This is a genomic window from Amycolatopsis sp. H20-H5, from assembly GCF_035828755.1.
In the GTDB taxonomy this organism is placed as follows: Bacteria; Actinomycetota; Actinomycetes; order Mycobacteriales; family Pseudonocardiaceae; genus Amycolatopsis.
This window is the reverse complement of record NZ_JAYMZS010000194.1, coordinates 1-10,829: the sequence shown is the minus strand read 5'-3', so window position 1 is coordinate 10,829 and position 10,829 is coordinate 1. Positions and strand designations below refer to the sequence as shown.

Sequence of the window (10,829 nt, the reverse complement as noted above, 5' to 3'; positions counted from 1 at the left end):
AGACACCCGACAGCAGCAGGATGATGAAGCTGTACAGCGCGATCTCACCGAGCAGGAACGACCAATGGGTCGGGAACACCTTGTTGAGCTGGTGCCGCATCCCCTTGGCCAGGTGATACCGGTCGTCGGCCCACTTCGCGCCGGCGCCCGCCGCCTTCTCGACCGGGTTCGTTCCCCGGGTCGGCGTGGTCAACGCGCTCATCTCGCACCATCCTCTGACGTGGATGTCGAAGCTAGTACCTGCCATCTTGCGACAGTTGCATCGAATCTGCAACGGTTGCAATCGCCACATCGGCGGGCATCTCCACCGTGTGGACAACAGGCAGCTCGTGTGCAACGGTTGCGCATCGCTTTGACTCTGCATCGGCACCAGCTGATCGTGCGAGGGGGAACGGATGGCGGTCACCGCTGACGAGACTGCGGAGCTGGGGCTTGAACCAGCCGAATGGCTGACGAGGATCCAGACCCAAAGTCGACGGCAGGCTCACGACTACGTCCGCGAACGATGTGATGAGCAGTTCACCGGACGCGAAGAAGGAGCGCTAGCCCTCACGGCACTGCCGGAGTTCGTGGCCGGTGGCAAGTTCCTCCGCCCCGCGTTCGCGTATGTCGGCTGGTCTTGTGGCAGAGCAGGAGACGATCGGGCGCTTCGCGCGGTCGCCAGTCTGGAGCTGCTCCACTGCTTCGCGCTCGCGCAGGACGACGTGATGGACGCGTCGTCCTTGCGCCGCGGCCGCCCAGCGTTGCGCACGGCGCTGGCACAGTGGCATCGACGTCAACGATGGCAAGGATCGCCGAACCGGTTCGGCGATTCCGCGGCCACCCTCTTCGGCGACCTCTTCCTGGTGTGGGCCGAGCAGATGCTGCGCGAGAGCGGCGTAGGCGCCAAGGAGCTCGGGCGGGCGTGGCCGCACTACGACGCCATGCGCACCGAATTGGCTGTGGGGCAGCTCGCGGACCTTGTCAACGACGCGGGTGCGGCGCCGAGCTGGGCCAGCGTGGTGGACGTCATCCGGCGCAAGTCGGGCAACTACACGGTGCGCCGCCCGCTGGAGTTCGGGGCGGCGATGGCCGGTTGCGACGCCGAGGTCATCGCCTGTCTCGGCCGCTACGGAGGGTTGCTGGGCGAGGCCTTCCAATTCCGCGACGACGTACTGGGGGTCTTCGGCGATCCCGAGGTCACCGGAAAGCCGGTCGGCGAGGATCTCCGAGAACGTAAAGCCACCAGCCTCGTCGTCCTCGCGAGCGACCTGGCCGACCACGCGCAGTCGCGTGCTCTGCGCGAGTTGGCCCGCCTCGAGGTCGTGGACGCCGACGCGATCGCCCGGTGGCAGCGACTCATCGTCGACACCGGTGCGCCGGACCGGATGGAACTCCTCATCGCCCAGCGCGTGACCCGGGCGCTCGCGGCGATCGACGCCGCGGTGATCCCGCCGCACTCCCGCGAGGCCCTGGTCCTCCTCGCGGCACAGTGCACGGAGCGTGTCCGATGAGGACGGTCAAAGGGGCCAACAGCAAGGTCGTGGTGGTGGGAGCCGGTCTCGCCGGGCTGTCCGCGGCCCTGCACCTGGCCGGGCGTGGCCGCCATGTCACCGTTCTGGAGCGCGCCGACGGCCCGGGTGGCCGCGCGGGGCACCTCGATCTGCGGGGATTCCAGCTCGACACCGGGCCGACCGTGCTCACCATGCCCGACATCGTGCGGGACACCTTCGACGCGGTGGGCGCGGACATGACCGAGCGGCTCCCGCTCGTCCGGCTGGATCCCGCGTACACCGCGCACTTCGCCGATGGTGGGAACCTGGCCGTCCATTCGGATCTCGACATGATGTGCGAGGCCGTCCGTGAGTTCGCCGGGCCTGCCGAAGTGGACCGCTACCGCCAGCTCCGAGCCTGGCTGACCCGGCTCTACGCGGTCGAGTACGACCGGTTCATCGCGGCCAACATGGACTCTCCGCTGGAGATGGTGACCAAGGATCTCGCGCGGCTGGTCGCGCTGGGCGGCTTCCGCAGGCTCGATCCCAAGATCGGCTCGTTCCTGCAGGATGAACGGCTCAAACGGGTGTTCAGCTTCCAGGCGCTCTACGCAGGCGAATCACCGATGCACGCGCTCGCGCTGTACGCCGTGATCTCCTATATGGACACAGTGGGCGGCGTGTACTTCCCCCGCGGCGGGATGGCGGCGCTCCCCTTGGCCCTCGCGTCGGCCGCGGCCGACGCTGGTGTCGACTTCCGCTACGGGAAACAGGTCACCGCACTCGATCGCCGGGGCGACCGGGTCCACGCGGTCCTGACCGACACCGGCGAACGCGTTGCCTGCGACGCGGTCGTCCTCACGACCGAGGCTCCGGAAAGCTACCGGCTGCTCGGCAGAACACCCCGAAGAATAACGCGACTGCGAGCGGCTCCCTCCGCGCTGGTGCTGCACGCGGGCGTCACCGGGAACCGGCCGGAAGTCGGCCATCACACGATCTCGTTCGGTGACGCCTGGAAGTCCACGTTCGACGAACTGATCTCCCAGGGACGGCTGATGAGCGATCCCTCGCTGTTGATCACCCGGCCGACCGCGACCGACCCCGGGCTCGCCCCACCCGGCTGCCAGTTGCTCTCGATCCTCGCGCCGGTGCCCAATCTCGACGTCGCGCCGCTCGACTGGCGGCAGGAGTCCGGCCCGTACGTCGAGTCGCTGCTCGACATCGTCCGCGAGCGGTTGCTGCCAGGCTTCGAACCCGAGGTTTCGCACGTCATCAGTCCCGCCGACTGGGCCGAGCGGGGAATGGTGGCGGGGACGCCGTTCAGCTACGCGCATTCGTTCGGCCAAACCGGGCCGTTCCGCCCCGGGAACCTTCCCCGTGGCGTCGACAACGTCGTCCTCGCCGGTGGAGCGACCGTGCCGGGGGTCGGTGTGCCGACCGTCCTGATCTCGGGACGGCTGGCCGCGGACCGGATCACGGGCACGCGGTCACGGCCGGCCCGCACCACCGTCGACCTCTCGGCGAGGGGTGCGCGATGACCAGGCAAGAACTCGACGCCGCCGGGATCGACGACCCCGCGCTGCGTTCCGCGTACTCGGAGTGCCGACGGCTCAACGCGGTGCACGGCCGGACCTATTTCCTGGCGACGAAGATGCTGAGCCTGCCGCAACGGCCCGCGGTGCACGCTCTCTACGGCTTCGCCCGCTGGCTCGACGACCTCGTCGACGAACCCGCGCCAGGTACGACGACAGACCGGATCGCCGCGCGGCTCAGCGACGTCGAAACCCGGCTGTTCACCGGTCTCGCCACGGGGCACAGTGACGATCCTCTGCTCAGCGCGGTGATCGACACTACGAAGCGGTACGCCATCCCCACCAGGCACTTCAGTGCGTTCCTCCGGTCGATGCGCATGGACCTCACGGTCGAGGGCTATCCCGATCGCGGCGCGCTGGACGAGTACGTGCACGGCTCGGCCGAGGTGATCGGCCTGCAGGTCCTGCCGATCCTGGGGGTGGTCTCAGACCACGACGAGGCCGCCTCCCGGGCTGCGGCGCTCGGCAAGGCCTTCCAGCTGACCAACTTCCTGCGTGACGTCGCCGAAGACCTCGGTCGGAACCGCGTCTATCTCCCCGCCGACGAACTCGCGTCCTTCGGCGTCGACCGCGACCGGCTGCGCTGGTGTGCCACGCACCAGCGCGTCGACCCCGCGGTGAAACGGGCACTGGCCGACCAGATCGCCACCACCCGCGCGATCTACCGCGTCGCCCGTCCGGGGGTCGCCCTGCTGCACCCGGTCTCGCGCCCGTGTGTGGCGACGGCACTCGCGCTGTACTCCGAGATCCTGGACCGGATCGAGGACGTGGGGCACAACGTCTTCGCGCGCCGGGCGACCGTGCCGGACCGGCGACGATTGGTCGTCGCGAGCGGAGCGCTGCTGCGGGCACTATGGGCACGCCGGCGGCACACACCTCCGACGGCGCCGACCACCACGGCGGTGAGCTGAGGTGGGCAAGGCGGAGTACCTGCTCGTGCTCGGCGCGTGTGTACTGGTGACGATCCCGCTGGAACTCGCCGGTGCCCACGTGTACCGGCAGCCGCGACGTCTGCTGCGCTCGATCCTTCCGATCGCGGTCCTCTTCCTGGTCTGGGACGCACTCGCGATCAGCGCGAACGTCTGGACCTACGACCCGGCTTTCGTGTCGGGCCTGCGCGTGCCGTGGAACATCCCGATCGAAGAAGTCCTGTTCTTCGTGGTGATCCCGGTTTGCGGGCTGCTGACCTACGAGGCGGTCGAACTCACGCTGACGTTCCTGCGCCGCCACCGCCGTCAGGCCGCGGGCCGCCGATGATCCCCTGGGGTTACACGATCCCGGCCGTGGCCGCGGTGGCCGCGGTGGTGGCGATCGAGGTGCTGGTCCTGCACACCGGGCTGTTCCGCAAGCCCGCGTACTGGATCACCATGGTCATCGTCACCGCCTTCCAGATCCCCGTCGACGGCTGGCTGACCAAGCTGAGCGCGCCGATCGTGCGCTACTCCCCCGCCCACGTCACCGGGATCCGCTTTCCGTGGGACATTCCCGTCGAAGACTTCTTCTTCGGGTTCGCCCTGATCACCTGTGTGCTCCTGCTCTGGGAAAAGGGCGGCTCCGGAAGGGACACCGCATGACTCTCGATCGCCTGGGCCTGCCGCGGGCGGACGTGCCGACGGCGTTCGACCACGGCGCCGGCTCCTACGACCGGCTCGTCGGCGTGAACCCCGGTTACCACGCGCACCTGCGCCGGTCCGCGGAACGGCTGGAACTGCCGTCCGGCGGGGCGGGGCTGCACCTGCTCGACGCGGGCTGCGGCACCGGTGCCTCCACCGCGTCGCTGCTGGCCGTCGCGCCGCACGCCCGGATCACCGCGATCGACGCCTCGGGCGCCATGCTCGAGCAGGCTCGGCGCAAGAACTGGCCGGACACCGTGAAGTTCGTCCACACCAGGGTCGAGGACCTCGACACGGCGAACGTGCACGGACCTTTCGACGGCATCCTCGCCGCGTACCTCCTGCGCAACCTGACCGACCCCGACGGTGTGTTGCGGGCCCTGCGTGCGTTGCTTTCGCCGCGTGGGCGCATCGCGGTGCACGAGTACTCGGTCCGTGACTCCCGGCGCGCCAGGATCGTGTGGAACGCCGTGTGTGCCGCGATCATCATCCCGGCGGGCCGGGTGACCACCGGCGACGCAACCCTGTTCCGGCACCTGCGCCGGAGCGTGCTGACGTTCGACGGGGTCGCCGGGCTGACCGAGCGGCTCGTCCACGCCGGGTTCACCGACGTCAAGGCCTCGACGATGGGGGGCTGGCAGCGCGACATCGTCCACACCGTGCTGGGCACGGCTCCCGGCGCCGGGCGATGACGTCACCGATCGGCCGTGACCGCAAGCTGGTCACCTATCCCGCACCCGCGGGGACGCCCGACGCGCACCGGATCTCGCCCCGGCCCTCCGTCGCGGTGGTCGGCGGCGGGATCGCCGGGCTCACCGCCGCCACCGGCCTGGCCGAACGCGGTGTCGCGGTCACCGTCTTCGAGCGCGAGGACCACCTCGGCGGCCGGGTCGGCGGCTGGCCCGCGCAGCTGGCCGACGGCACGGACGTCACGATGAGCCGCGGCTTCCACGCCTTCTTCCGCCAGTACTACAACCTCCGCGCCCTGCTCAAACGCACCGACCCGGGCCTGGACCGGCTGACCCCGCTGGCCGACTACCCGCTGCTCGACGCCCACGGACGCGTCGACACCTTCGCCGGTCTGCCGACCACGCCGCCGCTCAACGCGATCGCGTTCGCGCTGCGCAGCCCGACATTCACCTGGCGAGACCTCCTCGGCCTCAACGCCCGCGAGGCCCTGCCGCTGGCCACGGTCAGCGTTCCCGGCATCTACGATCGCCTCGACGGGATCGACGCCGCCGCCTACCTCGAGAGGCTGAATTTTCCCCCAGCGGCAAGGCATCTCGCGTTCGAGGTGTTCTCCCGAAGCTTCTTCGCCGACCCTCGCGAGCTGTCGGCCGCCGAGCTGGCGGCGATGTTCCACCTCTACTTCCTCGGCTCGAGTGAGGGGCTGGTCTTCGACGTGCCCGACGCGCCGTTCCCGGAGGTGTTGTGGTCACCGTTGAGCGGCTACCTCGCGGACCGAGGCGTCGACATCCATACCGGGACCACGGTCGCGGCCGTCGACCGAGACCCGGCCGGGTTCACCGTCCACACCGGACACCGGTCCGCGCGGCGGTTCGACGCGGTCGTGCTCACCTGCGACCCGGGAGCGCTTCGACGGCTCGTGTCCACCTCCGGCGGCCTCGGCACCGCGCAATGGCGAGCGGACGTGGCCGCGCTCCAGGTGGCACCGCCGTTCCTGGTTCGTCGGCTCTGGCTGGACAAGCCGGTGGCTGCGTCTCGCTCGGCGTTCCTCGGCACCGGCAGTTTCTCGCCGCTGGACAACATCAGCGTGCTGGACCGCTACGAAACGGAAGCGCGGCGCTGGGCGGCGCGGACCGGCGGCGCCGTGGTCGAACTGCATGCCTACGCCGCCGACACCCACGATCGGGATGGCCTTTCGCAGCAGCTGGAGAAGCGGTTGCACGAGATCTATCCGGAGACCGCGGACGCCACCGTGCTCGGCGACCTCACCCTGTGGCGGCAGGACTGTCCCCTGTTCGCGGTCGGCGGCTTCGCCCGCAGGCCCAGGGTTTCGACGCCCGACGACGGCCTGGTACTGGCCGGGGACGGCATCCGCGTCGACCTGCCGGTCGCCTTGATGGAACGGGCGGCGACCACGGGCTGGCTGGCCGCGAACCGGCTCCTCGCCAGCTGGGGCATCGCCGGGCATCCGCTTCGTTCAGTGCCCAACCGCGGACGGCTCGCCGTGCTACGCGCATTGGCCACCCGCGCGACGGGGTGATCGCCGGTGTTCAGCGCGCCCGTGCCTGGTTCTCCCACCGCTGCGCGCGCACCTGCGTCCAGGCGATCAGCGCCAGAATGACCGCGGGGCCGAGTGCCGTGGTCACGATGACGGCGACGGTCAGCGGAAGGCCGTAAACGACCACCGTGCCGACGATCGCCTCGGCGCACCGGAAGCCAGCACGCTCGCGACGGACGGGAAGGCAGGCACGGGCTGGGCACCGAGGTGCTGTTCGGCAGTCAAGCGACCAGCTCCATCACCGCATGGGTCCCGCTGGCGATCTTCGCATTCCTCTTCGGACTGTCGATGGACTACGAGGTGTTCATCCTCGCGCGGATCAACGAGGAACACAGCGACGGCAAGACGACCGAGGAAGCGATCGTGTCCGGCGTGAGCCGCACCGGGAGGCTGGTCAAGTCGGCGTCGCTGATCCTGTTCCTCGCGTTCATCGCCTTGTCCACGGTCCCGGTCACCGAGGTGAAGATCCTGGCGACCGGCCTGGCGCTCGGGATCCTGCTCGACGCCACCATCGTGCGCACGGTTCTCGTGCCGTCACTGGTGTCGTTGCTGCGCGACCTGAACTGGTGGATGCCGAAATGGCTCTCGACGGCCTTGCGGGTCCCACCGCGAGCGAAGTCGCCGCAGGCCAGGAAAAGAGTCCGCCCCCGAGGCCGTTGTCGGCGGATCGCCTCACGCGCACTGACGGTCAGGTGTGAACAGCCGGGGCGTGGTCGACGGTTTCTTCGTCGGCCACGCCCCGTTTCCATTCAGGAGCCTCAGGACCTGGAGTCGCGCAGCGACCAGCGGCGCTCCGCGTAGTCGAGGTCGTCACGCCACAGGCGGGCGGCCGTCCGGCGCATCAGCGGCCGCAGCACGGGGCCGACCTTCCGGGCCAGCGCGAACCCGGGCCGCCCGGAGGCGGCAATCGTGGCCTCGATGACCGCGGTACGGGGGCGGCCGTCACGACCCACGCCAAGTGGAGTCGCGTGCGTCTCCACCACGCTCCCCTCGCCTTCGCCCTCGACGATGTGCATGACGACCGTGCGGGGCTCCGGGCAGGTGAACTCGACCAGGACCGGGACGCCCCACCGGCTCGCGACCCGGAAGGTCACCTCGACCCGGAACCGGTCGTCTTCATCCCCGACGTCGTGGCTCCGCGGCGCGTCGAGAACACGGAGCTTGGCGAACGAGTACGGGTGAAACCACGCGCCGTGCCAAGGATCCAGCCGGTTCGCGACGATGTCCTCGGGCTCACACGTGCCCACCACCGTCGCCACCGCGTCGATACTCGCCGCGGCGGCCGGGCGGCGCGGCACCACCGGAGCGCCGGTGGGTTCCTCTCCCCCGAGGCGATCGAGCCTCACCCAGGCCAGCACACCGTCGTCATGGCACGGCACCGGCGACCAGCCGCCGAGACCGTCTTCGCCCAGCCGCAGCCCGTGCCAGCGGCAGACCAGCTCCCCGCGATGCACGCGGGCGTCCGCCAGCGGCGCGCCGAGGTGCGGGCAAGCACCGGGTCCCGCTGCGAGCCGCCCTGCCGCCGTCCGCCACAGCACGAGTTCCACCCCGCCGACAGTCACGCCGAAAGGTGCGCCCGAGCGAACGTCGCGACTCGCCGCGACAACGAACCAGTTCCCCGACTGCCGTGCGCCGGCGCGCTTGACCGCGGCCTCGATGAGCGACGGCGAAGCCTCACGATAGGTCGGCTCCTGCTCGGCCCACGCAGGCTCGCGGAACGGCTGAAGTGGCCAGTCCGCGGGCCAACGATCCACCAGCCGTTTTTTGATCGACAAAACCCACTCCCCGCTGCCCGAGCACGCGCCCGCCCATCCTCGTGCATTTGCAGCGATTGCGCAACGCTTTGCGTGACGGGGGCGCCTACCGGACGGCGGGTGCGCTCCCGGCGAGCGATCGGTCAGCGACCATGTCGAGCGCGCCGACGAGATCGTTGACCCACGGGACGGGCAGTTCCGAAAACCGCTCCCAGCCAGGGCCCGCGGCACAGACCGGGAAATCCCGGCGCTGAAGGCGCTGCACGAGCAGGTCGTCTGCCGTGGCCGACGACATCGACCACAGGACCACCACGGCGGGATCGAGTTTCAGCGCCATCCCGATAGTCGTCTCCGGCGGCACCAGCTGCCGCATCAACACCGCGGGCACGCCGTAGTCGGCCAACGCGGCACGCAGGATTTCCATCGGCAACGAGTGACGCTCTTCCGGGCAACAGGCCAACAACACGGCTCGCCCCGCCATCGGCTCCCGGACCGGCCTGCTGTAACGCTCGAGCGCGAACGAAATCTCGTCCGTCAGCGCCCATTCCGCCTCGAAACAGACAGCGCCCCGCCGCCAACGCGCACCGAAATCGCGCAGGACCGGCACCAAGACCTCGTTCCAGGTGGCGACCGGCCCGTTCGTCGCCAGCGACTCGTCGAGCAGCCCCGCCATCGACGCGAACCTCAACTCCTCCGCCGCGCGGGCCAGACCACGCACACTGTCCGACGGAACGACGCCCTCGACCGCGCGCCCCGACAGAGCCACCGCCGCAGCCTCACGGGCCTTCACCCCACGTTCGATCAGGCGCTGCATGTACTGCAGGCGCTTCACATCGACGTCTGAGTACCGCCGATGGCGACCATCCGACCGGATCGACGGGCCGATGCCGTACCGGGCATCCCAACTACGCAGAGTGACTGGAGAAACGTCCAGCAGTTCGGCGACCCTGCCGGGCGTCCACAACCCCGGGGCCGTCGCGGCGTCCTCTTCGACGTTCATCGCACCCACGATTTCACACAGCTCGGTTAAAGCGCGTACAGCACACCAGGGTACAACGATTTTCAGCTGGACTCGAAAAAGTGGCGCGCTGTGGGTGATACTCCACGGCGTTGGTAGGCCAAGACATCTCAGAACGCGTCTGAGAACTGACGTAGTAGTCGCCGCTCGAAGCCTCGGGCGCCTGTCCTTCGAAGCCGCTTACCCTCCACAAAGGACGAAAAATCTGCCCATTCGACCGTTTCATACCGCCACGACCGTTTCACACGTGCCCCTGAAGGCCACCATGACAGCGTTAAACGCCGTGAAGGCTCCCATCAGGGCACACGGCAAAGCCTGGGGTCGCGACTGAAGGGGACTTTCTCTCGACTCAACGTCGCAAAAGTCCCCTTCACCAGAACAGACCGCGTGACAGTCACCCGTCAGTCAACACGGCCCTAGGCACCAAACTGGACGACATGACATCAGTTTCCGGACGCCTTCTCAGAGGGCAGCGAATCCTCGTTGGGCCGACATCCGGTATGTGGCTGGCCGGACGCCCGCGTTCCACCAGGCCCTGCCGGAGATCCCCGCACCCAAGGGCTGCCGGAACCATGGCGGGCTCCACAACATCAGCGCGTGACATCTACACGGTGAGCTTGATCGTGTAGTCCGGTGATTCCAGATGCGCCGCCGCGTGCCCCAAGAGGTCGTCAGAGTCGACTTCCGGGGACTGAACTGCCTACACCGCGTTGGACAAGCTGGAGGACACGCTGCCGCGGGCCGGCTTCTGACGCCGGAAAGCCATCGCGCACCTGAGGTGAGGCATCCGCGCCACCAGGCCGGTGGCCTGGTCTGGGGGTTCGCCCGGCGGGGCGAACCCCCACCGCTCAGCCGATCTGGTAGGCGCGGGTGATGGTCTGGCTCACCGTGTTGCCCAAGCCATCGGTGGCCTTGGCCCGCAACGAGGCGAACCCGCTCGCCGGGTGGCGGACCTTGGCCGTCCACTGTGGACCGTCCGGGGTCAGCTCGACCGGTTGCCAGGTGACGCCGTCGTCGTAGGAGATCTCCACCGACAACGCGGTGACGTTCGGCTGCGCGTCCTGGCGGGTCACCGTCACGGGGAAGGTGATCTCCTTGCCGCCCGGCACGAGGTTGCGCAGGTCCGCCGGTGGGG

Annotated in this window: 12 protein-coding genes and 1 pseudogene; 8 read left to right on the top strand and 5 right to left on the bottom strand. The window is 69.2% G+C overall.

All coding sequences use genetic code 11. The annotated features are described in order from the left end of the window. Positions 1-202, bottom strand: a pseudogene (locus QMK34_RS45475) (cytochrome b); the annotation flags it as partial. 193 nt (positions 203-395) lie between these two features. Here QMK34_RS45475 and QMK34_RS45470 point away from each other — a divergent pair. The 7 genes from QMK34_RS45470 to QMK34_RS45440 are packed head-to-tail and all read left to right on the top strand — an operon-like array spanning position 396 to position 6,904. Next, a complete protein-coding gene (locus QMK34_RS45470) occupies positions 396-1,493 on the top strand; it encodes a polyprenyl synthetase family protein (RefSeq protein ID WP_326421122.1) in 1,098 nt (365 codons plus the stop codon). Beyond that, positions 1,490-3,010 carry a phytoene desaturase family protein gene (gene crtI, locus QMK34_RS45465; RefSeq protein ID WP_326421120.1) on the top strand — a complete coding sequence of 507 codons (1,521 nt, stop codon included), beginning with the start codon at positions 1,490-1,492 and terminating at the stop codon, positions 3,008-3,010. The genes QMK34_RS45470 and crtI overlap by 4 nt, the downstream gene beginning before the upstream one ends. Then, on the top strand, positions 3,007-3,975 hold the full coding sequence (locus tag QMK34_RS45460; protein ID WP_326421119.1) for a phytoene/squalene synthase family protein: 969 nt from the start codon (positions 3,007-3,009) through the stop codon (positions 3,973-3,975). The genes crtI and QMK34_RS45460 overlap by 4 nt, the downstream gene beginning before the upstream one ends. Before the next feature lies 1 nt (position 3,976). Then, on the top strand, positions 3,977-4,321 hold the full coding sequence (locus QMK34_RS45455; protein WP_326421118.1) for a lycopene cyclase domain-containing protein: 345 nt from the start codon (positions 3,977-3,979) through the stop codon (positions 4,319-4,321). After that, a complete protein-coding gene (locus QMK34_RS45450) occupies positions 4,318-4,638 on the top strand; it encodes a lycopene cyclase domain-containing protein (RefSeq protein WP_326421116.1) in 321 nt (106 codons plus the stop codon). The genes QMK34_RS45455 and QMK34_RS45450 overlap by 4 nt, the downstream gene beginning before the upstream one ends. Next, entirely contained in the window at positions 4,635-5,369 is a 735-nt protein-coding gene (locus QMK34_RS45445) for a class I SAM-dependent methyltransferase (RefSeq protein WP_326421114.1), read from the top strand. The genes QMK34_RS45450 and QMK34_RS45445 overlap by 4 nt, the downstream gene beginning before the upstream one ends. Continuing rightward, positions 5,366-6,904: an FAD-dependent oxidoreductase gene (locus QMK34_RS45440; protein ID WP_326421113.1), complete on the top strand. Its 1,539-nt coding sequence runs from the start codon at positions 5,366-5,368 to the stop codon at positions 6,902-6,904. The genes QMK34_RS45445 and QMK34_RS45440 overlap by 4 nt, the downstream gene beginning before the upstream one ends. 10 nt (positions 6,905-6,914) lie before the next feature. Here the strand turns inward: QMK34_RS45440 and QMK34_RS45435 are convergent, their stop codons facing one another. Beyond that, on the bottom strand, positions 6,915-7,049 hold the full coding sequence (locus tag QMK34_RS45435) for a hypothetical protein (RefSeq protein WP_326421112.1): 135 nt from the start codon (positions 7,047-7,049) through the stop codon (positions 6,915-6,917). An 80-nt stretch (positions 7,050-7,129) separates the two neighbouring features. On the opposite strand from QMK34_RS45435, the gene QMK34_RS45430 reads away from it, so the two are divergent. Continuing rightward, positions 7,130-7,723 (top strand): MMPL family transporter, encoded by a 594-nt coding sequence (locus QMK34_RS45430; protein ID WP_326421110.1) that lies wholly within the window; start codon positions 7,130-7,132, stop codon positions 7,721-7,723. On the opposite strand, the gene QMK34_RS45425 is transcribed toward QMK34_RS45430, so the two are convergent. From QMK34_RS45425 to QMK34_RS45415, 3 genes are all read right to left on the bottom strand, one after another. Further along, positions 7,681-8,697, bottom strand: coding sequence for a DUF5914 domain-containing protein (locus QMK34_RS45425; RefSeq protein ID WP_326421108.1), 1,017 nt, complete (start codon positions 8,695-8,697; stop codon positions 7,681-7,683). The genes QMK34_RS45430 and QMK34_RS45425 overlap by 43 nt on opposite strands. An 85-nt stretch (positions 8,698-8,782) precedes the next feature. After that, on the bottom strand, positions 8,783-9,676 hold the full coding sequence (locus tag QMK34_RS45420; RefSeq protein WP_326421106.1) for a MerR family transcriptional regulator: 894 nt from the start codon (positions 9,674-9,676) through the stop codon (positions 8,783-8,785). An 866-nt stretch (positions 9,677-10,542) separates the two neighbouring features. Then, the coding region (locus tag QMK34_RS45415; RefSeq protein WP_326421105.1) for a hypothetical protein at positions 10,543-10,829 on the bottom strand (287 nt) is incomplete at its 5' end.